Source organism: Propionispora hippei DSM 15287 (assembly GCF_900141835.1).
Classification (GTDB): Bacteria; Bacillota; Negativicutes; order Propionisporales; family Propionisporaceae; genus Propionispora; species Propionispora hippei.
This window is the reverse complement of the sequence record NZ_FQZD01000015.1, coordinates 72,773-98,034: the sequence shown is the minus strand read 5'-3', so window position 1 is coordinate 98,034 and position 25,262 is coordinate 72,773. Positions and strand designations below refer to the sequence as shown.

Below are 25,262 nucleotides of genomic sequence, written 5' to 3'. Positions count from 1 at the left end.
TGAAGTTCTTTTCGCAAGGCGATAAGCTCATTTTCTTCCGCTGGGCGATTGTCCTTCTCTTTGAAGGAGCCGCTGGTTTGGGACTGCTTGATCCAGCGATCTAACGCAGATGCGGTGAGCTCATATTCTGCCACTATCACGGCTCTAGGTTTTCCGTTTTCATAGAGTTGAACCATCTGGCTTTTGAATTCGCTTGTAAATGTACGACGGGCTTGTTTGGACATGGTAGAGATCCACTCCTTAACTTGATAAGTTTATTCTACATGCCCTTATTTTTTCTGTCCAACTTAGTGTAGCCGATCCACCACCGCTACATAGTATCGTGTGTGGTAATCTCTTAGGAAATTTATTAAATGTGGTTAGAGAAAGGCTGCGGCCCTTTTACCTCTACTGATCTTTGATGGTTCTTGGGAGTTAAGGAACCGTCCATTTGCTCTGAGATAAAGCAACTATAATAAAGCTTTTACTAAAAGATCGGGTATGAAATTGCTTACGACAACTCCATATGCCAGGTCAAGCCAGAAAAATGAACCCACAGCTCCAAGATAAATTAAGCCTACCAGAGGAAAACCCACCGTTTTGACCAAAAAAGGGGCTTGTTTCGTTGCATTCCATATACTCTTGGCATCTCCGCTACTCGGAAACGAATGCATAGCAATAGAAATTCCCACCCACATTAATAGCCCATCCAAAATTCCCATAGAAGAAAAGTGGTATTTCATAGCGGCCGGAAAAGCAATAACCGCTCCTAGCACTGTATTTATAATAAAGGGACCAATAGCAATGAACAATTGATGCCATAAATTTTTAGGCGTTTCATGAATTACATAACCGGCCGGATTTCCAACCCTAAAATAACAGACGTTCACAACCGCAACTCTGAATAAGCGGCAAAAAAACTGATGTGCAATCTCATGTACAATAACTCCTGGAAACGTAATAATACTAATAAGAAATCCTGGAATAAACATAAAGCCCTCCTATTTACTATCTTTGGGTTTCATCATTTTATCTATAATTCCATTAATCTCGTTGGCAGTTTCTTTATCCACCTTACGCCCTTGTATTTTCTTCACAGCTGCCGCAGCAGCCATAACATCATTATTCTTAAAATAGGTCACTGTTTGCCGAACCAATATTTTGGTAGAATCAGGATAGTATTGTAGTGCCTTTTGATATTGACTAATTGCGGTAGCATAATTCCCAGTGGCTTCATATTTTAATCCTCTTTCAAAAGCAAGCCTAGCGGTAAACGCTTCCTGAATTCCAAAGCAAGCAAATAGTAAAATGACGGAAATGACTCCAGTGGCCAATTTAATCCACATTGGAAATGGTCGGGCAACTAATTTACTGCGACAACCGGGGCATAAAGATGAAGCATAGCCTTCTTCAGGCGAATTTTGCTTACAACTCGAACATTTTTGATTATTTAATGCCGCCTCCTGCTTTTCAATATATTCCTTATATACCTTTTCCCCTAAATCCTGAGCTTCTCCAGGCGATAGCCCTTTTGCCTCCAGTTTCATTACTACGCTGTCTAAATCCCTACCACTTTCCAATTGTCTCAATGCAGCTTCAACTATTAACTCTAACCGTTCCTGGGAAATTGAAGAATCACTCATATATATCCCTCTTTTCTTCTCCAATCAAATATAGCTAGCAAGACTTTTAATTTGAAAAATATGTAATTTATTTCACATTTCTCCATCAAAATTCCATTTCCTCTCTATTCTCAAAGGAATTTCCAATTTTTCTTTTACATATGTTCTTATATCCCTAAAAAAATCGACAAAAATAGGAGCTCTATCTCCATTCAGATAGAGCTCCTATTTTTTCTCACGGACAGAAGGACGGTGGTGGTGCCTTATTTTATTCTTTCAATAACTGCTTTTATAAATCTATATACCACTTCTCATGCCGGGACAATGAACCTACCCCATATATCCCTATAACTACCTATTATTTTGGTAGCTATCCTTCATGCTTCATTTCTGCTTTTAATCTTTCCATGCCCAGAAAAACCTAGTCCCTGTTTTCCTAATCTTTTGCAGTCGAGATAAAATGGACACCTTCAAAAAATCCCGAGTGCTGCACCTAAGCCTGCAATAGCCACAATTACGCATAATACTGTTGTTGATTTCATTTTTCTATTCAGCAACTGCAGAGTAAATAATGTAATTAAGAGCGGCAATAATCCTAGCAGCAATTTGTCAAACACCTCTGCCTGTAAATTAAAAATAGAATTCCCCCTAGAGAAGGTCACCGGTGAGGATAATGTAACAAAACTTGCGGTAATACCGCCTAATACGATACCACCCATAGTTTGTGCTATTGCCATTACCTTTTGCAGCATATTTCCACCCATGATCTTTTGCAGTCCTGCACGTCCCATACGATAACCGTTCATCCATAATTTATAAGCAATCGTGAACATAATCAACGGCATAAGGAGAATATACAATCCTACACCGGTTAAATTTCCCTGAGAGGATATACTGATTGCAAAAGACAGCAAGATCGGTGTCAGGGTCCCCTGCCAGAGTGTATCGCCAACACCTGCAATAGGTCCCATCAAGCCGGTTTTTAAACCGTTAATCATCTGATCGCTTACTGGTTTGCCCTGGGCTCGTTCTTCCTCCAGTGCAATGGTAATACCACCGATAATACTGCCAAAATGGGGCTCTACATTGAAAAATGTCAGGTGGCGCTGTAAAGCCGCTGCCATTTGTTCTTTGTCATGTCCGTACAATCTTTTGAGAACAGGCGTTAATGCATGAGTAAAACTGTGCGACATCAAACGCTCATAATTATAATTTGACACATAGAAAAACATCCAAAGCCAAAAAGATGTTACGATATCGCTTTTTTTAAGCATTTTTTGTTCTGTTTCTTTCTCTTGTTCAGCCATTCATCTCGCTCCTTCATTCTTCATTGAATGTTCTATGTAGAATACTGCAATAATAAATCCAATGATAGAAATTACAATGATGGGGACATGAAAGTACATCTGTAAGATAAAACCAATTAGAAAGAATAAGATAATATTTTTACTAACGATAGCTCGCAAATTCATCGCAATGCCAAATGCAGGCAAGATACCACCAATAACCGTCAGAACATGGAGTGGCGTTGCACTGAGCGATTTAACCGCCATAGTCATGATATCTGCTCCGAAATATACGACTAAGGCTACAGGTATGACCGTGATAAAAGCCAGGAATAATTGCGGTGGTACAATATTAAGAAACACTAATTTACGATAGTCGCCTTCTGCAGCAGCCTTATCGGCCATATGAAGAAATTTTATGTCCACGGTCATTCTAAGCGCAAACAATTTGGATCCGAAAAAGCCGACAATGACAGCTAAAACGACTGCTACCTGCGGTGTTGCTCCTGCTGCCAGGGCCAGGGCCGTCCCAATTGTTCCAGCTAACCCCGGATCCATGGGGACAGTACCGCCGGCAGAAATGGTAGCTAAAAAGGGTAAGTTAATTGCGGCCCCAATCACGCAGCCCGTGACTGGATCGCCAAGGATATATCCCACCAGGGTGCCCGCAATTAAGGGTCTATTGGCAATTGTTGCTCCTAAATTTGTCAACCATGGCGTTCCATTGAAGCCCAAATAATAAACTACCCCAATCAATATAGCCTGAAAAACATCAATTGACATATCCTCTTTCCCCTTTTTATTAAAACATTATAGAACCACCTGTCAGATTTAGCGCTTGACCTGTCATATATTCGGATTTATCACTAGCAAGAAAGATTGCCATATCGGTAAAGTTCTTATAGCTGGCAACACGTCCCATCGGAATTGTTTTGCAGAAATAAGGCATAACTTCTTCAGGCTGCAGATTGCGTTTTTTCGCATACTCGTGAACTTGTTTATCCCACATGGGAGTTTGTACAACACCCGGACAGATGGCATTGGCACGGATACCCTGTTTTGCAAACTCCAAAGCAATAGATTGGGTAAGTCCGATAACGCCGAATTTACTGGCACAATATGCCTGATAATGGGAGCCTGCCTTTTTCCCCGATTGAGATGACAAGTTAATAATAACTCCACCGTTGCTTTTAAGCATGTGTGTTACAGCACTTTGGCAACAAAAAAATCCCCCTTTGAGATTGATATCAAGCATAAAATCCCAAATTTCTTCTGTACAATCAAGAAACGGTAATATTTTGGATACTCCTGCACAATTCATCCAAACATCAATACCGCCGAATTGTTCAGCAATTATATCTCCAGCTAGAAAGACCGATTTTTTATCCACCACATTTACTTTTTGAAAAATTGCTTCGCCGCCTTCTGCCATGATTTCATTTGCCGTATGTTTTGCGGCTGCTTCATCAAGATCGAGCACTGCAATCTTTGCGCCTTCTCTGGCAAAAGCTTTTGACGCTGCTGCGCCAAGTCCGCTCCCACCACCTGTAACAACGATCGATTTTCCTTTTAACACCCTAAAGACCCCTTTACTCTATTATACTTATTTCAAATATTCTTCCACGCCAACTGCCTTCTGGTCAGGAATAATATGAATTACCACTTCTACACCATGAGCCATAATTTTTTTGAGCATTGCTCTTTCTATATCCGAAGCAGAAATATTTTTGTATAATTTCGTCCGTTCGGGATTTGCGCCCATGCCGCCGATAATTACTTTTTTCAGCGGAAGTCCTGTTTCAATTAAGAACAAAAAACTTTCCGGATTTTTTGCAAGAAGCAAGAGATTTTCATGATCACTCATTTTTTGAATTTCTGCGGCTGCTTCCTTGCAATGATAAATATCCAGCCTGATTTCTCTTGGCACCGACATTTGAATAATTGATTTTACAAAATCATCAGATGCCGTTTCATCATCGATAATTACAATGTGATTTGCTCCAACATATTGTAACCAGGCCGTCATTACCTGCCCATGAATCAATCGATCATCAATGCGAGCTAATACTACTTTTGCCATTTACCTATTCTCCTTCTTATGTTAGGCTCGTTTTTTCCCTTTCGCCAAATAACAAGCTTTCAGGAAATTACTTGAGTTCCATCACATTAAACAGCTTTCCTGTTAGAAGCAGTAAATACCTGAATTAATGTTGACGCAATAATAATGATACCTTTGATTATAGCCTGCGGATAAGAAGGTACTGCTAACAAATTCATAATGTTTCCGATTAATGCCAGTATTAAGACACCAACTAGTGTTTTAACTGCGGACCCTTCACCGCCTGAGAGGCTGGCGCCACCGATTACACAAGCTGCAATTGCATCTAATTCCAGGCCTGCACCGTATAAGGGTGTTCCAATAGCAGTACGTGAGGTAGCCACAATGCCGCCTACCGCGGCACACATCCCCGAAATTGAGTATACTGCCATCTTGTAGCGATCGACTCTTATACCGGATAGACGCACAGCAACTTCATTACTGCCGATAGCAAGAACAAGTCTGCCAAAAGACGTATAATTGATGATAAAGAAGCATGTTAATACGAAGCAGGCTGCCAATATAACCAGTAAAGGAATCCCCCCTACAGTCCCGTCGCCAAGCCGTACAATGGTATTTTGCGGTGTCCTGATCGGCGAACCGTTTGAGGCCATAAAGGCGGCACCATTAGCCATCGTCATCATTGCTAACGTAACAACAAACGACGGCATTTTCATTTTTGCTACAAAAAATCCTGAAATAGTTCCACACAACAACCCTACTGCAATGGTGAGGACCACCGATAAAAAAATCCCTAGCCCGTGAGTTAAGCAAATGGCCAGTGTTACGCTGCCTAACGCGACAATCATCCCCACCGAAAGATCAATGCCTCCTGTTAAAATTACAATTAACATACCTAAACTGACAATAGTCACCCCGGCGTATTGCCGGCCAATATTAATTGCATTCGTTACGGTAAAAAAATCCGGTGAAATCAATATGCAGGCCGCCAAACAAAGCAATAAAATCAAATAGGTATTATATATTTTAAGAACATTCACTGTATTTTTATTTATAACCTTTTCAAAAAGTCGCATCTTCTCACTCTCCCACACATAGCTTCATTATTTCGACCTCTGTCAACTCGGACTTAGCAAGTTCTCCCGATATGCTCCCTTGTCGCATCACATATACACGATCACTCATATTAATAACTTCTTCCATTTCCGATGAAATCATAATAATGGACACACCTGCTTCTGCGAGATCATTCATAGCCTTATATATTTCTGCCTTTGCACCAACGTCTACACCCCGTGTTGGTTCATCCAGGATAATTAGCTCACAATCGGCGGCCAGCCATTTTGCCAGTGCTACTTTCTGCTGATTGCCCCCGCTTAAACTATTGACATTATCATTAATAGAACTATATTTGGCCTTAAGATTACTTAAAATCTTAGTGGCAAAATTCGTGTCCTTTTTATGGTTAAGCACCCCGCTGCTTGACACCTTCGCCAGGGAAGTCAACGTGGTATTCAGCCGAATAGACAGGGCGACTAATACTCCCTGCTGCTTTCTATCTTCAGGTAAAAACCCCATTTTATTTTTCACCGCATCATAAGGAGAAAGAAAGTTTACTTCTTTTCCCTTATAGTTAATACTGCCGCTTTCTTTTTTATCCGCGCCAAAAATAACTCGCATGGTCTCTGTCCTGCCGGCACCAACCAGGCCGCTAAAGCCAATAATTTCACCTTTTTTTACACAAAACGATACATTGTTCACTTGCCGTCCGGCGCACAAATTCTTCACTTCTAACATAGTCTCACCAATGCTAACCTTGCGTTTAGGAAAGAGCGTATTTAATTCCCGCCCCACCATTTTTTCAATGAGGCCGGTTTTATTAATCTCATGTACATTAAAAGTTCCTGCAAAGCAACCATCCTTCATGATGGTGATAATATCGCATAACGCAAACAATTCCTCTAACCGGTGAGAAATGTACACAATAGCAATTCCCTGCTTTTTCAATTCTCTTAACAGCGTAAAAAGTTTTTCAATCTCACTGAAAGTCAATACCGCCGAAGGCTCATCCAAAACCAACACTTTTATATTTTTCGATAGAGCTTTGCAAATTTCCACGATCTGTTGATGTGCTATAGAAAGATCCAAAATACGATCATCCGGGTCAATATCCCCGAAGCCCAGCTTTACCAGGAGCTTTTTTGATTCAGCTCGAAGTCTGTTCCAATTAACAAGACCACTTTTATCGGAAAGTTTATCAATAAAAATATTTTCAGCTACTGTCAAATGCGGCACCAGCATAAATTCCTGATAAATGACAGCTATGCCAAGCTCCAGGCTCATGCGGGGCGAACCTATCTTTATAATCTGGCCATCAATTTTTATAGTTCCGGTATCATTCGCGTACGCGCCGGATAATATCTTCATTAAGGTGGACTTGCCTGCACCATTTTCCCCAATTAGAGCATGAATTTCGCCACGTTTGAGTTGTAAATGCATATTACTTACCGCTTTGATCCCGCCAAATGTTTTTGATATACCGTCCATTTCCACTACATATTGCCCGTCCAAATTTATGCCTCCCTCCCTAGAGTTACTTACAATTCAATATACTTGTTCCTACTCTGCCTTGATGGCTATTGAGCAGAGTAGGAACAAAAAGTTAGTTATTTTTAGAATATTGCATTGGGATCGTAGAATTTATCAACATTTTCAGCAGTAACACACACTGGATCAGTCGTAACGGTTTTACCAAAAGACTTAGGATCAACATGCTCAACAAGCACTTTCTCAGCTATATCAATACCCTTAGCACCGACTAATTTAGGATTATTCAGTCCGGTAGCCTGATAAGCAGAACCGCCTTTGATTAATTCTAAAGCGCCTTTCATCGCATCGGCTGCGGCAAAAATCTTAATCCCAGTTAAACTTCTATTGTCAATCGCTTGTTTAGCACCAATCAACATACTGTCATTTTCACCGAGTACACAATTAATTTTCGAATTAGCAACCAAAATATCTTCCATCGCCGGGAGTCCGCCATTTACAGTCCAGTTACCCCAGCCTTGCGTTACAACTGCAAATTTCGCTTCATTGTTAACAGCTTTACCATTATCAGTCAATTCCTGTTCAAATTTATCGGCCAATGCCCAGGCTTCTTTCTCTGTGCATCCCGTTCTTCCCTCAATGATCCCGGCAAACAGACCTTTTCTTCTTGCCTGTCCGCCAGGATTTCCTTTATTACCGCTTAATAAAGCGGCGGAAATCATTTCGCTTTTATCGTATTGCTTTGCTGCAAATAAGCCAACCACTCTGCCATTAGCCAGGTCAGGAGCCGAAACCCCCGTGACGACATTGGCAGCCTCATCAACATGACTATCTATTCCGATCACGGGAATACCCGCTTTTACGGCTGCATTAATACTTTCAGTTGCCGCCTTTGTATCAACTACATTAATAAAAATCAGATCATATTTTTGAGCAACAAATGTTTCCATGTTTTTCTGTTCGTTTTCAATGCTATTTTTAGCATCCAGCACCGTTACTTTCCAACCCTTTGCTTCCCCGGCTTTCACCACACCATCAGCTAAGGCTTTTTGGAATTCGTTTTCTAACGTTTTTTGCGCAAAACCAACTTTTATTTGTTTCTTGTCCGCTGTTGCTGCATCCTTAGTACCAGTAGAGCCGCAACCCGTCAACAATTGTGCCATGAGCATCAACACCAGAGAAAGTGCTGCCAGCAGCTTAAACTTTTTCCCCATTTTTTCTCCTCCTAAACTTTTCTTCGGTTGAAATGACCTGCATAATTAATGCTCCAATCGCCTTCCTTTCTTTTGACTTATACTCATTTATTTTAAATATTCTTCCAGACCAACGGCTTGCTGGTCCGGAATGATATGAATAACCAGTTCTGTACCATGAGCCATAATTTTTTTGAATGTTTCTTTTTCTAAACCGGAAGCTGAAATATTTTTATAAAATTTCGATCGTTGGGGATTGGCCCCCATGCCGCCAATGATTATCCGTTCCAATGAAACTCCCGTTTCAAGTAAAGATAAGAAACTCTCCGGAATTTTCGCCAGAAGCATGAGCTTTTCATCATCATCCATTTTTTGAATTGCTGCTGCCGCTTCATCGCCATGGTAAATATCCAGTTTAATTTCTCTGGGAACCGACATTTGCATAATCGATTTCACAAAATCATCAGCTGCCGTTTCATCATCAATAACTACAATGTGGTTCGCTCCCACATAGGGCAGCCACGCCGTCATTACCTGTCCATGAATCAATCTGTCGTCAATACGGGCTAATACTACTTTTGCCATTTACCTCTTCTCCTTCTGGCCTATCAGGCTTTATTTGTGCTTAACTCAACGAGTAAATCCCTAATTCCATTTTGACCAGAAAGCATGGAAGCCGCTGCCGTGTCTTCCAGATCTTCTCCTGCGCTTCTCTGTCCGATTGCTTCAAGCAGCATGGGAAGATTTACACCCGTGATGGTTTTAAATTTATGTCCTTTTAATTGAGGATAGTTGGCCGCCACTTGATTAGATGGACTCGCCAAAAATAAATCGGTAAATATTAATACGCCATCGCCATCATCTAGCTCTGCGACACTTCGGCAAATCAATTTGCCAAATGCGGTGATGTCATCTCCCTGGAACAAGCTTAATGCCTTGCATTTTTTTTGCTTTCCAAGAATTAATTCAGCCGCATTCAAAACTCCCGCGGCAAACTCTCCATGTGTTGCAATCAATATACCTACCATTCTGTACCTCCAAAATTCAGTATCTATTTTATATTTTCTTACTACGTTATTGCTTCGCTCATAACATATTGCAAATGTCGTGCCAATTATAAAACGCTTCATGTGTGTCAACTAAACCGTCATTTTTCCCATTATTTCAGTAGTTTTTTAAGATTTCATATTTATGTGTGTCAAAAAACAAATAAGACTTACCGGCGGTCATTTTAAAAAAATTTCATTTTCATATCTGTGTCATTTTAGTGTGTCACAAGTATGTCATTCCAGTTATAATATAAAGTGAACTATGTATAAAAACTTGCCATAAGCTGTTCAAGCCTTGCGGCGCAAGTTGGCATAGCCAAGACAGAAACTATATGCGCAAAATTAGCAATATGGAGAGTGAACGCGGTGCAAGACGAAGCTCTTTTAACGAGAAAGGACCGAATTTATCAGGTACTGAATAAGACTTTTAATAAGCAGGAGCTGCAAGAACCCACACAAATTCTTGAATATGGACTGCATGCCGGCGAGCTCTCGGCTCAATTGAATATTGACCGCTCAAATGTCAGCCGAGAGTTAAATCAACTGGTAAAATCAACTGCCGTGATTAAAGTGGCCGGCAAGCCGGTATTATACTTTTCAAAAAATGTTCTCGAACGACTTTTTCCCATACAATTTTCACAATACATATTCTCTAACAGAATTAATTTCTTGCAATTTCTACATTCACACGGGGATAAAAAAGTTTTATCTGATCCAATACAAAAAGCGCCGCTCTCTCCAGCATTCTCTACAATAAACGAAAGCAAAACTGAATCGGCCAAAAAGATTTTTGACAATATTATTGGCGCAGATTGCAGCTTGAAAAACCAGGTGAAGCAGGCCATCGCTGCCATCGTTTACCCTCCCAGCGGTCTGCATACCTTTCTTATCGGGCCTACCGGTGTCGGCAAAACAACCTTTGCCGAACTCATGTACCGGTACTCCATGGAGATTGGAAAATTAAAACCCAATGCACCTTACATTATTTTTAACTGCGCCGACTATGCCGGAAATTCTCAATTGCTCTTATCTTACCTGTTCGGTCATATAAAGGGAGCTTTTACCGGTGCCGACAAAACAAAGTTAGGTTTAATTGATGCCGCCGACGGGGGAATTCTATTTTTAGATGAAGTGCATCGGCTTCCACCGGAAGGTCAGGAAATGTTATTCTCCCTGATGGATCGGGGAAAGTTCCGCCGGCTCGGTGAATCGAACAATCAAAATGAGGCCAATATCCTCTTCATCCTGGCAACGACAGAAAATCCTGAAAAATCCGTGTTGACAACTTTTTTGCGTAGAATCCCCTGCATAATTAAAATCCCCAGTCTGGCTGAACGACCAATGAAAGAACGAATGCAGCTTATTTGCGCCTTTTTTACCGAGGAATCAAAAAAAATAAAACTTCCGGTCACAGTATCGACGGAAGTTTTAAGGTTTTTCTTATTATATGACTGCAAGGGAAGTATCGGACAGCTAAAAAATGATATTCAAATCATCTGTGCCAATGCTTTTGTCGACTATCTGGCTGAAAATAAAAGTAAAATTTACATCAAGCTGTCTCAATTGGCAAATCGCTTTGCTGAAAGCATGTTTACCATAGATCAAAAACGGGAAGAGCTTGTCCAAAGTTTTGATTTGAACTCAGTTGTTGATTTGACATTCAATGCCGAAACGACGGCAGATGAAAATCCGTTAAAAAAAATTTTGCTCCACGATGATTATCGAACAGAAGAATATTTTTATGAAAGCCTGCTAAATAGCTCCAGGAAATACTTTGAAGAAGGAAAATCAATTGCCGACATTAAGAGAAATATTAATTCACAAGTAGAAAACTACTTTAATAAGCATCCTCATACCAAAACAGTGAACACGCCCAGCGAAAGCGAATCCATGTTATATAGAATTATTCAAAAACAATTGGTTAACGTTGTTAAAGAAATCCTCGCTGAAGTGGCGGAGGATTGGCGTATTTCTATCGACTCTAAAATAGTTTACAGCTTGGCACTCCATATCGAAGCACTCACTGAACGAATTAGAACCGGAGTTCATGAATATAGATCGAACTTGCCCATTGATCATACCCATCTCACTGATGAATATGAAATGTCATTAAAAATTAAAGAAAAGCTCGAGAAAGCACTGTTTATAAAAATTCCAAATGAAGAAGCTGTTTTTATTGCTATGTTTCTCCATGCTTTAAAAAATAATGACACGCAAGATTATATCAGTGTCATCGTAATAACGCATGGAGATTCCACCGCTAGCAGCATGTCCAGCGTGGCAAATCAATTACTTAGTACCGATCATGTTAAAGCAATCGATATGCCGCTCACGGAAACAACAACTGACACATTAACTAAAGCAATCGACATGGTCCGGGAAAGCAGGCCCAAAGGTGTATTGTTTTTAGTAGACATGGGCTCCCTAACAACCTTTTCCGAATCAGTTACAAAGCAGACAGGAATTCCGTCAACTACAATAAAGATGGTAAGTACCCCCATGGTAATTGAAGCCGCTCGCAAAGCCATGATGCCGAATATGACCTTGGAGCTACTTGCCGAAGAAGTAAAAAAATCCAGTATCTTCATTGGTCAAAGCATGAGCATCGCTTCCACTATCGAAACGGAAGGCGAATACATTTCTACAACGGAAAGCAATGAATTGGATTGTTTTGATTATGACCATGACAAAATGCTCCGTCTGCTAGAGCAGGTACTTATTTTTTTAAATCCAACTAAAGCCTATAAATTACTCAATGATGTATATATTTCACTTATTAAGAAGCTTGCAATCACACCTGACAGAGGACTGAAAATCAAATTTATGTTTCACAATATGGGAATGATTGAGCGAATCATTTCTAAAGAAAAATTTGAATATATAAAATTGAAAGATTTGAAGAAGGAGAAAAAGTCAATTTTTTATACACTAAAAGCCGAATACAAAGTAATCGAAAATGCATTCGGCATTGAAATTCCTGAAAGTGAATTTGCCTATATTGTAGAAATGCTAAATATCTATATTGAATAATATTACGATGCCCAAAAGGCAGGCAAGGGACAGGGAGTTTGTTTTTTTCCACGTTTTTACTAATGCAGCCAGACGGAAAAGATCCACCAGGACGCGCGGTGTGAATAAATCAGTGATTCCTTAACTTCACGCCTCTAAATACTGCTGCATTCCTCCCGGAAGGCCGGGCGGCGCGGATATTGCTGCAGAAGCTCCCGGGCCAGTTCACTCGGCTGCTTTTTTGTTGTCGATTTTAGTCAATAGGCGCACCTGGAAGCAAACGGCTTTATATTGATTGCGAATGACTGCTGTTTGTTGCGGCCGCCTGTCTGATCAGGAAGGTAACCAGTTCATAAACCTGTTCCCGGTAATCGGACAGCAATTGCCGATAAAAGGACAAAATCAACTGGGGGCTTTTCTATACGCAGGCCAGCAAAACCGGCCATCTACCTCGCCAACACCTGGCTCAGGTACCGGTATACCTGGATTAAATCCGCCTGATCCTGGATGTGCAGGCATTCTTCCCGACCGTATTCTTTAAACAGGCATTCCAGTTCTTCGTCTTCGGCGTGCAGCGCCACGTTGGCCAATTGGGTGTAAGGGATAATCCGCCAGGCAGGCGGTTGGTCAAGTTCCGGCTGGTTGATCATATAGAGTGCCTGGTCGGTAACGACCAGAACATGACTGCCGTTTTCCCACAGCACTTCATCGCAGACAAGCTGTACCGTTTCTCCCAGCCACAGTCCGGCCGGGACCTGAGCCAGCAATTGCTGCAGGGCGCCGTCCAGCCGGGCAAAGTCCGGTATCCGTTCGTGCAGTGACAGTTTCATGTCAAAATCGCCCCGGATGACAGTATAATACAGGCCTTCCCCGTTCAGGATGTCCAGAACAGGACGTATATCAGCCGCGCTGTTTTTATAGACAATCACACCCGGTACCAGTTCGACGGCCATGCGCGTAGCCGTTGTACCCCGGTTCAATACCTGGCTCAGTCGTCCGATCAGTCGCTCCTTGTCGGCAATCGTTTTAAGCACTACGCTGTATTGTTCAGCGGTCGTCCCCGGTCCAGCGGCAGGCGCAGCACGCCGGTTTTCTGTTATTACCGGTCCGGCCGGTTTGTCAACTACTGCAATCCGCCTGGGCCTCACTGCCCGGCCGGGCTGAACCGGCAGGCGCCGGGGAGCAGCATCCGCCAACGTCGTATCGTCAGCTACAGAGGGTAAGACGACACCAACTACCGGCTCGGCGGCAGCCGCCAGAAATTCATCTCCCTCCGGTATCAGTCCTGCCAGCTTCTGACCGCAATGCACGCAAAACCGAATACCTTCCCCCTGGGGTAAACGACCGCCGCAGGCCGGACAAAATCGCATCATGCTGTCTCCCCTCCTTCTTCACCGGCGTCTCAAAGCTTGCCCAAGCTGTTAGAAGCCGGTGCATCAATTCATTTGTATGTATAAACATTCAACCTGTTTCCGCAAATTCCTCTGTGCCAGACCGGTCAAATGAATTAGGACTGGGGCAGGAAAACAAGGCGCACCGGCAGGTTGGACCCACCAGGCGGGCTAAAGGTAAAAGTCAGCGGCACACCGCCGTCAAAGTTCCCCAGGAAGGTAAAATCCCGCCTGGCATTAAGACCGAAGCTGAGCTGGCCCCGCGGTGTTGCCACAGGGCTCCAGTATACATCCGGCGACTGGATGCCAACGGCGCCGGCATATTCCCCGCCCCGTGGCGCCAGATAGGCGGCAAAGGTACTGCCGGTTTTCGAGGGAAACGGAATCTGATAAACAATCCCGTAGTTGCCATAGTTGACGACAGGCGAGCCATCGGTGGCATCCGTGCCCCGTACATAGCGGTCCCACTGGTTATCGGCCAGTGTAATGGCTACTGCTCCGTCTTTTGTCGGATTATAGGACTGCAGCGGCACAATCATCCGGTTCGCCCCGGCGAAGGTTCCCCGCAGATGAACCGAATCTGCCGGCAGAACCTTGGCTGTCGGGTAGAACCGGTCGCTGTCCGCCAGCAGCGGCATCATCAGCACCCGCACGGTGACCGGTTTATCGGTTACAAAATCATAAATGCCATGGGCCAGCATATTGGTCAAAATAGCCGTTTGATGAATATCCGGTGACAGGCTCCTGCTCTGGCGGGGCGGAATGGTCAGTTCATAAGGCTGATTGCCGGTCAGGTAAGCCCGCAGCGTTTCCTTGCCGACCGTCATCCAGCTAAAGCCGGGATCACTCCGTCCGTATTGCTGTACCCTGATATGAGCCGGTTCGGGACCGTCATTTTCAAGGATAACGTCCAGCCGTTTGGCTGTTGGCGCCGCATTGACATGATAGTAAAAAAGCCGCACCGTTCCATCCACCTTGTCTTGATAGAGAATGCCGTCCTGCGACACCATTTCAGGACTGTCCGAAAGCAGCAGCGTGCCCCCGTCCGAGCCTGCCTGCACTTCCCATTCGCCAATATAGTCAATATCTGTATCCTGCAGCCCTGCCGCCTGCGCTGCGGAAAAACTCCCTTGCAGGCAGACCAGCAGCAGCAAAAGCCCTGCCAGGCGTTGTATTCTCGCCATTTTTTCCTCCTTAAATAAGCATGCTTTATATTATCCGACAACGGAAAAGGGTGTGCCACAGAAGATAAGGAACCCGTGCGGGCAACCTTAACGCCTGTACCACACCCCGGTATAGCAGCTATACCGTTTGAAAACCAGACCATGTATCTACCCGGATTTACCGATAAGCAACCACCCGGCCTAACCGTCGGCCAGGGCTTTCACCTTCTCCATCAGTTTCGTATAGACCTTTTTCATATGCGGCTCCCCGGTACAACCGCCAATCTCGGCCAGCGGTATCCAACGGACCGCGCTATTTTCATCCTGCTTCACAACCAGCGCCTGATCTTCCGTCACTTCCAGCAGATAGGCCAGTGAGAGGTGAAGATGTGGAGCCACATAGCGTCCCCGCCGGTAATGAGCCAGCACCGGGAGCAGATCGAGAGAAAATACGCCGGGAATAACCGGGCGGATCACTTTGACACCGGTCTCTTCCTGTACTTCCCGGCAGGCGACCTGCAAGAGATCACTTTCGCCATCGGCATGCCCGCCTGTCCAGGACCAGGACTTATATATATTGTGATGCACCATCAGCATTTTATCCCGGGCCGGATTGATCACGCAGGCCGAAGCCGTGACATGAAGCAACTCGTTATCCCTGGTCAATATATCGTCGAACCGGGTGGCATAGCATAAAAAAAGTTCCTTATCCTTTGCTTCCTGTTCGTTATAGGGATGATACTTCCTAACCGCTTCCAGCCAATGCATATCCTTCGCTCCTATTCTTTTCCATTATACCACAGATCTTGTCCTTTACGGGCAGTTTCCCGGCCAATTCTTCCAGCTAAATAAGCTGGAAATTTTTTCTGGTCACGCAGGAATATTTGGAACTTTCAGCGAATTACAACTTTATTAAATTGTTTATAAACTATTTTTAGGAGGTGACTTATCTTATGGGCCAAACCAGGCTAAATGGGGTTCAGCCGTTCATGGACAGGCTTGGCAACTGTTCGTTAAAAACCAAGTTTATTGCCGGTCTGATTACGGTTTCTGCTATTATAAGCGCCATCAGTCTATTTACCTTTTATCTGTTATTTTCATCCATGGACAAGCTGAATACCATGATCCAGATTACTATCGAAAGCAATGAAATTTACAACAAGGCCAAAGCGACCGAAGACAGCGCCACTCAGTTTCTTACCCTGAAAAAACAGGAAGACCGGGAAGCTATTACCGCCCAAATGGACGAAATAGCACGGCATCTGACTTATCTCGAAGCAACGGTGAATGATCAGGAAAGCCAATCCAAACTGGGTTCGGTAAAAGCGCTGACCGCCAATTACAACGAACGGTTGACTGCGCTGATCAGCTTTACCGAAGCGGGGCAGTTGACCCAGGCCATCGCCGCCAAGGAAGAGCTGGTCAAAGCGACTAATTTTCTTAAAACAGGCACTGATGAGCTAATTGCCACCGAGCTAAGTCATGACAAATCTATGAAGGAAAAACTGGATCGCGAGGCCCGGCTGACCAGCCTGATCAGCGTGGCCCTGCTGCTTCTGGTGGCTGCAGCCAGCACGGCCGGTGCCGGACGATTCTCCAATCAGATCGCCAACCATCTCAGTCAAATGGCCCGCTATGCCCAGCAGATTGCCGGCGGCAACCTGCAAACCGAAAAAATCAGGGTAAAATCCCGGGACGATCTTGCCTTGCTGGCCGAAGCCTTCAATCAAATGTCTGAAACGCTCCGACAACTGATCGGAAAAATCAACGGTACCAGCACACAGGTAGCCCAGTCGGTGGGCACCCTGAAAACGGCTATGCAGCAAAACTCCCGGGCTATTGAGCAGATCGCATCGTCCATTCAGCAAGTATCGGACGGAACGGGCCGGCAGTTTCAGGCCTCGGAGCAGGCCGCCGACATCATTACCCAGCTCTACGAGCGCAACAAAACCATCGCCGAAAATGCCGGCTCCGTCACGGCGGCTACCGGTCAGGCTGCCGAAGCGGCCAACGCCGGCAAGGAAAAGATGAATTCTCTGCAAAGCCAGATGGACGTCATCCAGCAAAAGATTGTCGATGCCAAAGAAATCACCGACCATTTGCAAGCCCGTTCCCAGGATATCCGGCAGGTTCTTGACAGCATCACCAGCCTGGCCTCCCAGACCAACCTGCTGTCGCTCAATGCTTCCATTGAAGCCGCCAGGGCCGGAGAGTATGGCCGGGGCTTTACCGTCGTGGCCGATGAAATCAGGAAGCTCTCATCCAATACGGCTGAAGCTGCCAAGGATATTACTAAAATGCTGCAGGACATTCAGACCCGTTCCCACTCGGTTGCCACCAGCATGACCACCGGCGTCGAGGAAGTGAAGGAAGGCCTGCATCTGGCCGAAGAAGCCATCCTTTCCTTCCATAATATTGTGACCACCAGCGAAAATGCCGACACCCAGGTCAAAAACATCAACCGGGAAATCGAAGATATCGCCAAGGACATTGCCCAGGTGGAAGAAACCAGCCAAAATATCCTACAGATCGCCAAAAGCTCTGCCGACGGCAGCAGTGAAGTGGCCGCCGCCATTGAGGAGCAGAGCGCCAGTATGGAAGAAATTCTTTCCTCCCTGAGCATCGTATCGGATATGACGGAAGAGTTGAAACAGTGCATTCTTAGGTTCAAGCTGTAGTAAATCAATCCTCTTGCCGGACAGTTTCGTCTGTCGACAAGAGGATTTTTTGCGCATAAAAACCGGGCAAGCTTTAAAAGCTAATAAAAAGAAATAGTGGTTTTCGCCGCTGATTGTCAAAAACTGCATAGACACCCTGCCCGTTTTGCGCTACAATGCGGATAGAAAATATCAACTTGACAGCCCCGGAGGGAGGAGTAGTATTGCTTGTTCATGAATTAATCGGGCAAGGAACAAAGAACGACCCCGTTTTTTATTATCCCCGGCAAATGACCTATGGGGAATTGGCACAAGAGGTTGACCACTACCGGGATTATTTTTTCGCTTGCGGCATCAAGACCGGCGATCATGTCGGACTGTTCGCCAAAAATTCCATTGAATTTGTCTGTACCTACCTGGCGCTGGCCAGCCTGGGTGCCACTGTTGTTCCCATTAATTTTCAACTGACCGCCCGCGAAACAGCCTATATCCTTCACGACGCCGGCATCCACCATCTGGTGACGGCGGCGACGCTGGACCTGACCGATGAACTGGCAAATTACGGACGCCAGGAACTCAGCCAGCTTACCTTTGCCACGATTAAACAGGCGCTGAGCCAGGAAACCTATCCGCCGGCGCCACCACTGCCGGCCGAGTTTGACGAGCAGCAGCCCTGCGTGATTATCTATACCTCAGGCACCACCGGCCATCCCAAGGGAGCGGTCCTCACTCACGAAAACCTGGTTGTCGACGCCCAGGCGTTCAGCCATATGCTGCCGGTGGAGCGCCGGGACAATGTCCTCTGCGTACTGCCTATGTATCACTGCTTTGCCTGGACCTGCGCTATCTTAAACGCGCTTTGGCTCGGGGCTGGCATTACCGTACTGGAAACCTTCGCTCCCAAGGAAACGGCGGCAGTCATCAAGGAGCACCGGGTTACGGTCATGTACGGCGTCCCGCCGATGTACAACCTGCTGTCCCGTCTGGCCCAGCCCGACGCCTTGCGCTCCGTCCGCATCTTCGTTTCCGGCGGCGCCTCGCTGCCGGTGGAAGTGGCCAAACAGTTCGAAAGCATTTACGGTACGCCGATTATCGAAGGCTACGGTCTGTCGGAAGCCTCACCGGTAGTCACCTTCAACCTGCCGGAAAAGAGAAAATACGGCTCCATCGGCAAAGCTCTGCCGGGCATCACTGTCGCCATTGTAACTGAGGACGGTCAACAGTTGGGCACAGGGGAAATCGGCGAACTGGTTGTACGAGGCCCGATTGTCATGCAGGGCTACTGGAATCTGCCGGAACAGACGGCCCAGTCACTGCGGGACGGCTGGCTTCACACCGGTGATATTGCCTACCGGGATGAAGATGGCTACTTTTTCATTGTCGATCGCCTGAAAGACATGATTATCAGCAGCGGCGAAAATGTCTATCCCCGCGAAATCGAAGAACTGCTCTATACCTATCCCGGCGTGGTGGAGGCGGCCGTCATCGGCGTACCCGACAGCCTGCGGGGACAGGCTATCCGCGCCTATTTGGTCATGCGGGAGGGAGCGTCCTTTAACAAACGGGCCGTGAAGGAATTTCTGCAGGCCCGGCTGGCACCGTATAAGCAGCCCCGTGACATTGTCGTGGTTGACGCCCTGCCGAAAACTCCGACGGGCAAGCTGTTAAAACGGGCGCTGCGGGAAGAAGCGGCCGCCACCAAAAGTTAGCTGTCACGGCTCGTTTTCATCCGGCACATAAGCGGCCGGCGCTGCATATCCTGACGTGTAAACCACCAGAAGGGAGACTGTCCATGAATACGCAATTGCTTGAAAAATATGCCCGTTTGATTGTAAAAACCGGTATTAACTTAGAGAAAAACCAGACGCTGGTTATCAATTCCCCCATTGAAAGCGCGCCCTTTAGCCGGGCTCTGGCGGAAACCGCCTACAAGGAAGGTGCCCGGGATGTGGTCATCGTCTGGCGCGACGAATTATTCACCAAAATCCGCTACACCCATGCGCCGGAAGAGGTATTCAGCGAATATCCCGACTGGCAAAAAGAGCTGTATATGACCTATGTGCGACAGGGGGCTGCTTTCGTCAGTATTGCCGCCTCCGATCCCGAGCTGCTGAAGGACATTGAACCGGGCCGCATCGCCAAGGCCCAGAAGGCCGGCAGCACAGCGCTGCGCGAGTACCGGGAGCGTCTGATGAGCAACCAGAACACCTGGTGCGTCGTATCCGTTCCCACCGCGGCCTGGGCCAAAAAGGTATTCCCGGACCTGTCGGAGGAAGCGGCCATTGCCAGACTCTGGGAACTGATCTGCCAGGTCGTGCGGGTGGATACACCCGATCCGGTGGCCGCCTGGAACAGCCACAAGCAAAACCTGCAGCAGCGGCTGGATTTCCTAAACGGCCACAACTTTAAAACGCTTCATTATAAAAATTCGCTGGGTACCGACCTGACTGTCGAGCTGCCGGAAGGCCATATCTGGCTGGGCGGCTCCGAGCACACGCCGGACGGACGGGAATTCATCGCCAACATGCCGACCGAGGAAGTCTTCACCCTGCCTCAACGGACAGGCGTCAATGGCAAGGTCGTCAGCTCCAAGCCGCTTAACTACAACGGCAATCTGATCGACGGCTTCATGCTGACCTTCACTGACGGCAAAATTGTCGATTTCACAGCCAAAACAGGCTACGAGAGCCTGAAACACCTGCTGGAAACCGACGAGGGAGCCAGCTATCTGGGTGAAGTGGCGCTGGTACCCTTCGACTCTCCTATCTCTAATGCCAACATTTTGTTTTACAACACCCTATTCGATGAAAACGCCTCCTGCCATTTAGCCTTCGGCAAGGCCTATCCGGTCTGCCTCGCCAACAGTGAGAACTACACGGCGGAAGAACTGGCGCAAAAAGGCGTAAACGATTCACTGGTCCACGAGGATTTTATGCTCGGCACCGCCGATCTGGAAATCCTCGGCACCACCCGGCAGGGACAGCAAATTCCTGTTTTTAAAAACGGCAATTTTGCCTTCTGATTTTATACACCAGGGCGCCCGTCAGGACGTCCTTTTTTTCCACTGGCGCCGCCGGCTGCTGATCAAGGCCAGCGACGAAACAAAAAAGGGAGAGCTGTCAGATCAGCTCTCCCCGGTCATAGGTATAGTCAAATTCTACATTGGAAATATTGTTGGCCACAATATCGTCGGCAATCGGGTCGGGAAAGATCCGGACATGTTTCGACGAATATACCTTGCGGCGAACCGGTTCAAAATAGCCCCGTTCATTGGGCGCGTAAGCAGGTCTTCTCTTTTTCATAGCGCTACTCCTTCCCGATTGAATTACGCTGTTAGTTTGCCCCGCCGTCACAAAAATATGAAAAGCAGGCACTGGAAAAGGCCGGTTATTTTTGGATGGTCTGCAGCACTCTGCCAACCGGCAGTACTTTAAGAATAACCAGGCAAATGATCAGCTCCGGCAGCAGGTAGCTGCCGTTAAACACCAGGGAATACCAATAGGGAGATACCCCCTCCGGCGCATAGCTGGCGAAAAAAACAACGCCCGATATAAAATGACAGATAAACCGGCCGACTACGGCAACCGTCGCGCCTAAGAACGGCCGGTCCCGAAAAAAGCCGGCCAAGCCCATGGCCATGTACGGCAGGGGGTAATCGAACAGCACCTGGACAGGATGCAAAATATAAGGGTCCTGCAGCAGGTTAAGCAGCCCGTAGACAAAACCTGCCAGATAGCCCACCACCGGCCCGTAGCGGAAGGACAGCAGCAGGAGCGGCAGCATGGCTCCCAGCGTGACACTGCCGCCCTGAGGCATATGATACAGCCGGAAGGTGTGCAGCACCACCGTCAGGGCCAGCGCCAGACCGATATGAACCAGCAGCCGGGTATGGATAGTGATTTTTTTTATATAGGCAAACGCTGCCAGCAGCGCCACCATTCCGATCAGGGCGAATAGGCTGGCCGGGTTTTCGGAAAGCAGCCAGATAGCGTTTAACCAGGTTGTCTCTTCCATCTTTCTCATCTCCTATGTAATCATATCAGCTATGCAAAAAACCGCATTCCCGAGGAATGCGGTTAAAAAACGTTTCGCTTCCCTACGCTGGCATGACCCAGATCAGGTGAAGGGTTAATGATTAGATCATTTCTCAGCCCAGTGCTCCGCACCTGGCACCCCTAGCACAGTGTTATGCTCTTTTTATGGTTATTATTCTATAGCGCACCATCTGTCTTGTCAACTGTCCGCCGCTACATGAGCGCTCTGCCAGCACAGGTAGACCCCCAGACTGCCGCCGTTCAGGGCCACGCTGACCTCGGCCGCGGCCGGGCGGTTGCTGACGGCATAAGGCAGGGTGCTCAGCAGTTCCACCCTGTCCAGCGGCCAGTGGACGCCCTGGATGCTCACGCCGCTGCAGGTGCCGGACAAGGGCAGGAGTGATATAACCTCAGGCGCAGCGCGCCAGGTAAGCCGGACCGCGTCTTCGCCTTGCAGCAGGAGGAGCACTTCCGTCTGATCGGCGGCCAAACAGCGGGAAAGGCCTAAGGCGGCGCGGCCTGTCAGTGAATAGATATTGCTAAAGGCATGATCAAACCGTCCGCCCCAGACGCCGGTAACCACCACAGCTGCCTGGCGGTATACCGTGCCGGCGGTTTGCAGGGCAAGCTGCAGGTCGGTAAGATTTTTTTCGGCCGGATATTCCTCCATCGGCACACCCAGTTGCCGTCCCCAGGCCCAACCGGCCCCGCTGGCGCTGTCGCCGTCGCCAATCACCCGTTCAGGGACAATCCGGCTGCGTTGGCAGCAGTCAATGCCGTGGTCGACGCACCAGACGGCGCGGCCGGCAGCGGCCTCCTTCAGCCAGACCGGCTGCGGCGCCCGGCCGCCGGCTGCCAGCAGGACCTCCCGGTCCGGTGCCGGGCCGGGGAATAGGCAGTCCAATTGCGGCAGTCGTATTATATGGTTCATACTGGCAGTCTCCTGTTCTCTCTTTTTTTAAATCCCGGCTGCGGCAGGTATTGGCACGGTAAGAAAAAAGAGCCTTATGGCTCTAGCGGTTTCTTCGTACATCGTTTATATTCGTCCATTTTTTCCCGAAACGCTTGCATAACCCGGATGGCTTCCGGTGATCCTACGCCTTTTTTGCTGATAGTATCATGCAATTTTTCTTGCAATTGCTCCACTTCTTTCCATAGTTCCTGACTCATGGCTCTGACCTCCAATTGCAAATAATTACTATCCATAAGTAATTATACCACACCATGAGGGGAGGAAAAAGCAAAATTCCCTTGGCCACCGGCCGGTAAGGACTCAGTCCTTGCCCCGGCGTGCGGCAACCGCCTGTTTGAGCTGGGTCAGCGCCTTGGTCAAAATACTGCGCGGGCAGGCGGCGTTGAGGCGCATATAACCGTCGGCCTGCTCACTGAACCAGAAGCCGTCGTCCAAAGCCAGCTTGGCCTCGTTCAGCATAAAGTCGTGCAGTTCGGTACGGTTCAAACCCAGTTCGCGACAATCCAGCCAGACCAGGTACGTTCCTTCCGGTTCATTAGGTTTGATTTCGGGAATATGGGTCCGGCAGAAATCGCCGATATAGGCAAAGTTATCCTTAATATAGGCATTGACCTGCTCCAGCCACTCCTCGCCCTGACGGTAGGCCGCTTCCACCGCCACCAGGCTGAAGCAATTGTTGCGGCGGATGTCCAGGTTTCCTAAAATCGCATCAAACCGGGCTTTGTATTCGCGGTTGGGGAAAATGACAATGGAAGCCTGCAGGCCGGCCAGATTGAAAGTTTTACTCGGCGCAATGCAGGTAATGGTATTCTGCCCGAATTCCTCCGAGATGCTGGCAAAGGGGATATGTTTATGTGCGGAATAGACCAGATCAGAGTGGATTTCATCGGCAATAACGGTAACGCCGTGGCGCAGGCAGATCTGGCCCAGCCGGACCAGCTCGTCCTTGTGCCAGACACGCCCCACCGGATTGTGGGGACTGCACAAAAGCAGATATTTCGCACCCTGAGCGGCAAGCTCTGCCAAGTGATCATAATCCATCTCATACCGGCCATTCACATTTTTCAAGGGATTCTCCAATAGCTGCCGGCCATGGCTGCGCACCACGTCAAAGAACGGATAGTATACCGGCGACTGAATAATGATCTTATCTCCCGGTTCGGTAAAATGTTGAATCATCATACTTAACGAAGGAACCACACCGGGGCTATGTAGCATCAGACTTGGATCGGCCGCCCAGCCATGGCGCCGGCTAAGCCACTCGCTGGCTGCCGCAAAGTAAGATTTAGGACGCGACGTATAGCCAAAGATGCCCTGCTCAGCCCGCTGCCGGATGGCTTCTATAATCGGTTCGGCCGTGCGAAAGTCCATATCGGCCACCCACAGGGGGACCAAATCCTCCCGGCCGAATTTTAAGCCTATTTCATCATATTTAGCGGCAAAATTATTGGTCCTGTCAATTACGGTATCAAAATCATATTTCATAGCCAAATCTTCTCCTTTATCTGCATTTACTGCCTCGGCTCCTTGTGCTGGAGACGTCCCGAAATTTGTCCGGCTGCCTGCCGGACGGTCTGCGCCAGCGCCGCCAGGTCTTGCTTTTGCATGCGTTCCACCGGCCCGGCAATGGTCAGGCTGGCCATAATCCGCCCATAGGCGTCATAGACGGGAACGCCGATGCCCATCACATCCTGATCAATTTCCGCAACGGTTATACTGCACCCTTCCTGCCTTATGGTCGCCAAATCGCGGGCAACAGGCCCGGGGTCACCGATATGTGCAAGCACCTGTTCAATCACTGTTTTATCCTCAAACGCCAAAATGACTTTACCGGAAGCACTGACATGCAAGGGTAGAATCCGGCCGTTCGGCAGAGAAAAGCGAATGGCCCGCTGGCTTTCCACCGACTGAATACAAACAGCATGGATGCCGCTGCGCACCATTAAGACCGAAGTCTCGCCACACTCTTCAGTCAGACCTTCCATAATCGGGCGGGCAATAATGAACAGTTCCCGGTCCATCTCCTGATACAGGCAGCGCGCCAAATCCAAAATGCGAAAACCAAGGCTGATTTTCCCTTTTATTTTGCGCTCTACGATCCCGTTCTGTTCCAGCGTTCGCAGCAGCCGGTAGGCCGTGCTCTCGGGAATGTTCACCTGGCTGGCAATCTCGCTTACCGACAGTTGTGTCCCCGTAGCCGCGATGGCAAATAAAATATCCAGTGCTTTGGCTAATGTTTGTGCTTCTCCCATGATGAATCTTCCCATCTAAAGACTGTTATCTTCGGCAAACTCCGGCAG

General features: G+C 47.2%; 25 protein-coding genes and 1 riboswitch. Of the genes, 4 read left to right on the top strand and 21 right to left on the bottom strand.

Translation table 11 applies throughout. From position 1 onward, the window contains the following. The 12 genes from F3H20_RS10685 to F3H20_RS10630 all read right to left on the bottom strand — a co-directional run. The coding region (locus F3H20_RS10685) for a transposase (RefSeq protein ID WP_149734913.1) at window positions 1–224 on the bottom strand (224 nt) is incomplete at its 3' end. 225 nt (window positions 225–449) lie between these two features. Beyond that, the gene (locus F3H20_RS10680; RefSeq protein ID WP_149734912.1) at window positions 450–971 is read right to left on the bottom strand and encodes a DUF3267 domain-containing protein; all 522 of its coding nucleotides are present in this window, start codon (window positions 969–971) and stop codon (window positions 450–452) included. Between the two features lie 9 nt (window positions 972–980). After that, a complete protein-coding gene (locus tag F3H20_RS10675; protein ID WP_149734911.1) occupies window positions 981–1,622 on the bottom strand; it encodes a tetratricopeptide repeat protein in 642 nt (213 codons plus the stop codon). Window positions 1,623–2,071: 449 nt separating this feature from the next. Beyond that, on the bottom strand, window positions 2,072–2,908 hold the full coding sequence (locus F3H20_RS10670) for a PTS system mannose/fructose/sorbose family transporter subunit IID (protein ID WP_149734910.1): 837 nt from the start codon (window positions 2,906–2,908) through the stop codon (window positions 2,072–2,074). Beyond that, window positions 2,909–3,670 carry a PTS mannose/fructose/sorbose/N-acetylgalactosamine transporter subunit IIC gene (locus tag F3H20_RS10665; RefSeq protein ID WP_149734909.1) on the bottom strand — a complete coding sequence of 254 codons (762 nt, stop codon included), beginning with the start codon at window positions 3,668–3,670 and terminating at the stop codon, window positions 2,909–2,911. A 19-nt stretch (window positions 3,671–3,689) separates the two neighbouring features. Continuing rightward, on the bottom strand, window positions 3,690–4,463 hold the full coding sequence (locus F3H20_RS10660; protein ID WP_149734908.1) for an SDR family NAD(P)-dependent oxidoreductase: 774 nt from the start codon (window positions 4,461–4,463) through the stop codon (window positions 3,690–3,692). A 27-nt stretch (window positions 4,464–4,490) separates the two neighbouring features. Continuing rightward, a complete protein-coding gene (locus F3H20_RS10655; protein ID WP_149734907.1) occupies window positions 4,491–4,967 on the bottom strand; it encodes a PTS sugar transporter subunit IIB in 477 nt (158 codons plus the stop codon). An 86-nt stretch (window positions 4,968–5,053) separates the two neighbouring features. After that, window positions 5,054–6,022 carry an ABC transporter permease gene (locus tag F3H20_RS10650; RefSeq protein WP_149734906.1) on the bottom strand — a complete coding sequence of 323 codons (969 nt, stop codon included), beginning with the start codon at window positions 6,020–6,022 and terminating at the stop codon, window positions 5,054–5,056. 4 nt (window positions 6,023–6,026) lie between these two features. Beyond that, window positions 6,027–7,493: a sugar ABC transporter ATP-binding protein gene (locus F3H20_RS10645; RefSeq protein WP_223191729.1), complete on the bottom strand. Its 1,467-nt coding sequence runs from the start codon at window positions 7,491–7,493 to the stop codon at window positions 6,027–6,029. Window positions 7,494–7,618: 125 nt separating this feature from the next. Then, window positions 7,619–8,707 carry a substrate-binding domain-containing protein gene (locus tag F3H20_RS10640; RefSeq protein WP_149734904.1) on the bottom strand — a complete coding sequence of 363 codons (1,089 nt, stop codon included), beginning with the start codon at window positions 8,705–8,707 and terminating at the stop codon, window positions 7,619–7,621. 87 nt (window positions 8,708–8,794) lie between these two features. Further along, window positions 8,795–9,271, bottom strand: coding sequence for a PTS sugar transporter subunit IIB (locus F3H20_RS10635; RefSeq protein WP_149734903.1), 477 nt, complete (start codon window positions 9,269–9,271; stop codon window positions 8,795–8,797). A 23-nt stretch (window positions 9,272–9,294) separates the two neighbouring features. Beyond that, entirely contained in the window at window positions 9,295–9,714 is a 420-nt protein-coding gene (locus F3H20_RS10630; RefSeq protein ID WP_149734902.1) for a PTS sugar transporter subunit IIA, read from the bottom strand. 387 nt (window positions 9,715–10,101) lie between these two features. Here F3H20_RS10630 and F3H20_RS20365 point away from each other — a divergent pair, with 387 nt between their 5' ends. Next, the gene (locus F3H20_RS20365; RefSeq protein WP_149734901.1) at window positions 10,102–12,765 is read left to right on the top strand and encodes a sigma-54-dependent transcriptional regulator; all 2,664 of its coding nucleotides are present in this window, start codon (window positions 10,102–10,104) and stop codon (window positions 12,763–12,765) included. Window positions 12,766–13,190: 425 nt separating this feature from the next. On the opposite strand, the gene F3H20_RS10620 is transcribed toward F3H20_RS20365, so the two are convergent. The 3 genes from F3H20_RS10620 to F3H20_RS10610 all read right to left on the bottom strand — a co-directional run bounded on the left by F3H20_RS10620 (window position 13,191) and on the right by F3H20_RS10610 (window position 16,066). Further along, complete coding sequence (locus F3H20_RS10620) at window positions 13,191–14,117, bottom strand: hypothetical protein (RefSeq protein ID WP_149734900.1); 927 nt, start codon at window positions 14,115–14,117, stop codon at window positions 13,191–13,193. 134 nt (window positions 14,118–14,251) lie between these two features. Continuing rightward, a complete protein-coding gene (locus tag F3H20_RS10615) occupies window positions 14,252–15,319 on the bottom strand; it encodes a hypothetical protein (RefSeq protein ID WP_149734899.1) in 1,068 nt (355 codons plus the stop codon). Window positions 15,320–15,499: 180 nt separating this feature from the next. Then, window positions 15,500–16,066, bottom strand: coding sequence for an NUDIX hydrolase (locus F3H20_RS10610; protein ID WP_149734898.1), 567 nt, complete (start codon window positions 16,064–16,066; stop codon window positions 15,500–15,502). Window positions 16,067–16,251: 185 nt separating this feature from the next. On the opposite strand from F3H20_RS10610, the gene F3H20_RS10605 reads away from it, so the two are divergent. From F3H20_RS10605 to F3H20_RS10595, 3 genes are all read left to right on the top strand, one after another. Next, window positions 16,252–17,976, top strand: coding sequence for a methyl-accepting chemotaxis protein (locus F3H20_RS10605; RefSeq protein WP_149734897.1), 1,725 nt, complete (start codon window positions 16,252–16,254; stop codon window positions 17,974–17,976). A gap of 203 nt (window positions 17,977–18,179) precedes the next feature. Beyond that, window positions 18,180–19,664, top strand: a complete 1,485-nt coding sequence (locus F3H20_RS10600) for a class I adenylate-forming enzyme family protein (protein ID WP_149734896.1) — start codon at window positions 18,180–18,182, stop codon at window positions 19,662–19,664. Window positions 19,665–19,747: 83 nt separating this feature from the next. After that, on the top strand, window positions 19,748–20,977 hold the full coding sequence (locus tag F3H20_RS10595) for an aminopeptidase (RefSeq protein WP_149734895.1): 1,230 nt from the start codon (window positions 19,748–19,750) through the stop codon (window positions 20,975–20,977). Window positions 20,978–21,074: 97 nt separating this feature from the next. Here F3H20_RS10595 and F3H20_RS10590 read toward each other — a convergent pair whose 3' ends face one another. The 6 genes from F3H20_RS10590 to F3H20_RS10570 form a co-directional block, all read right to left on the bottom strand. Then, window positions 21,075–21,257 carry a hypothetical protein gene (locus F3H20_RS10590; RefSeq protein WP_091748566.1) on the bottom strand — a complete coding sequence of 61 codons (183 nt, stop codon included), beginning with the start codon at window positions 21,255–21,257 and terminating at the stop codon, window positions 21,075–21,077. An 85-nt stretch (window positions 21,258–21,342) separates the two neighbouring features. Further along, a complete protein-coding gene (thiT, locus tag F3H20_RS10585; protein WP_188128287.1) occupies window positions 21,343–21,969 on the bottom strand; it encodes an energy-coupled thiamine transporter ThiT in 627 nt (208 codons plus the stop codon). Window positions 21,970–22,031: 62 nt separating this feature from the next. After that, window positions 22,032–22,142, bottom strand: a riboswitch (TPP riboswitch). 46 nt (window positions 22,143–22,188) lie between these two features. Next, complete coding sequence (locus tag F3H20_RS10580; protein WP_149734893.1) at window positions 22,189–22,920, bottom strand: thiamine diphosphokinase; 732 nt, start codon at window positions 22,918–22,920, stop codon at window positions 22,189–22,191. Window positions 22,921–22,994: 74 nt separating this feature from the next. Next, the gene (locus tag F3H20_RS19905; protein WP_177173599.1) at window positions 22,995–23,159 is read right to left on the bottom strand and encodes a hypothetical protein; all 165 of its coding nucleotides are present in this window, start codon (window positions 23,157–23,159) and stop codon (window positions 22,995–22,997) included. Between the two features lie 103 nt (window positions 23,160–23,262). Further along, entirely contained in the window at window positions 23,263–24,447 is a 1,185-nt protein-coding gene (locus tag F3H20_RS10575; RefSeq protein ID WP_149734892.1) for a MalY/PatB family protein, read from the bottom strand. Between the two features lie 26 nt (window positions 24,448–24,473). Next, window positions 24,474–25,214 carry an IclR family transcriptional regulator gene (locus F3H20_RS10570; RefSeq protein ID WP_149734891.1) on the bottom strand — a complete coding sequence of 247 codons (741 nt, stop codon included), beginning with the start codon at window positions 25,212–25,214 and terminating at the stop codon, window positions 24,474–24,476. Between the last annotated feature and the right edge of the window lie 48 nt (window positions 25,215–25,262).

Coding starts and splice junctions, on each gene's coding strand:
- F3H20_RS10675 (WP_149734911.1), bottom strand. CDS start 1,622: ATGAGTGATTCTTCAATTTCCCAGGAACGGTTAGAGTTAATAGTTGAA.
- F3H20_RS10630 (WP_149734902.1), bottom strand. CDS start 9,714: ATGGTAGGTATATTGATTGCAACACATGGAGAGTTTGCCGCGGGAGTT.
- F3H20_RS10575 (WP_149734892.1), bottom strand. CDS start 24,447: ATGAAATATGATTTTGATACCGTAATTGACAGGACCAATAATTTTGCC.
- F3H20_RS10580 (WP_149734893.1), bottom strand. CDS start 22,920: ATGAACCATATAATACGACTGCCGCAATTGGACTGCCTATTCCCCGGC.
- F3H20_RS10610 (WP_149734898.1), bottom strand. CDS start 16,066: ATGCATTGGCTGGAAGCGGTTAGGAAGTATCATCCCTATAACGAACAG.
- F3H20_RS19905 (WP_177173599.1), bottom strand. CDS start 23,159: ATGAGTCAGGAACTATGGAAAGAAGTGGAGCAATTGCAAGAAAAATTG.
- F3H20_RS10670 (WP_149734910.1), bottom strand. CDS start 2,908: ATGGCTGAACAAGAGAAAGAAACAGAACAAAAAATGCTTAAAAAAAGC.
- F3H20_RS10655 (WP_149734907.1), bottom strand. CDS start 4,967: ATGGCAAAAGTAGTATTAGCTCGCATTGATGATCGATTGATTCATGGG.
- F3H20_RS10620 (WP_149734900.1), bottom strand. CDS start 14,117: ATGATGCGATTTTGTCCGGCCTGCGGCGGTCGTTTACCCCAGGGGGAA.
- F3H20_RS10595 (WP_149734895.1), top strand. CDS start 19,748: ATGAATACGCAATTGCTTGAAAAATATGCCCGTTTGATTGTAAAAACC.
- F3H20_RS10635 (WP_149734903.1), bottom strand. CDS start 9,271: ATGGCAAAAGTAGTATTAGCCCGTATTGACGACAGATTGATTCATGGA.
- F3H20_RS10645 (WP_223191729.1), bottom strand. CDS start 7,493: ATGGACGGTATATCAAAAACATTTGGCGGGATCAAAGCGGTAAGTAAT.
- F3H20_RS10605 (WP_149734897.1), top strand. CDS start 16,252: ATGGGCCAAACCAGGCTAAATGGGGTTCAGCCGTTCATGGACAGGCTT.
- F3H20_RS10570 (WP_149734891.1), bottom strand. CDS start 25,214: ATGGGAGAAGCACAAACATTAGCCAAAGCACTGGATATTTTATTTGCC.
- F3H20_RS10640 (WP_149734904.1), bottom strand. CDS start 8,707: ATGGGGAAAAAGTTTAAGCTGCTGGCAGCACTTTCTCTGGTGTTGATG.
- F3H20_RS10665 (WP_149734909.1), bottom strand. CDS start 3,670: ATGTCAATTGATGTTTTTCAGGCTATATTGATTGGGGTAGTTTATTAT.
- F3H20_RS10680 (WP_149734912.1), bottom strand. CDS start 971: ATGTTTATTCCAGGATTTCTTATTAGTATTATTACGTTTCCAGGAGTT.
- thiT (WP_188128287.1), bottom strand. CDS start 21,969: ATGGAAGAGACAACCTGGTTAAACGCTATCTGGCTGCTTTCCGAAAAC.
- F3H20_RS10590 (WP_091748566.1), bottom strand. CDS start 21,257: ATGAAAAAGAGAAGACCTGCTTACGCGCCCAATGAACGGGGCTATTTT.
- F3H20_RS10615 (WP_149734899.1), bottom strand. CDS start 15,319: ATGGCGAGAATACAACGCCTGGCAGGGCTTTTGCTGCTGCTGGTCTGC.
- F3H20_RS10650 (WP_149734906.1), bottom strand. CDS start 6,022: ATGCGACTTTTTGAAAAGGTTATAAATAAAAATACAGTGAATGTTCTT.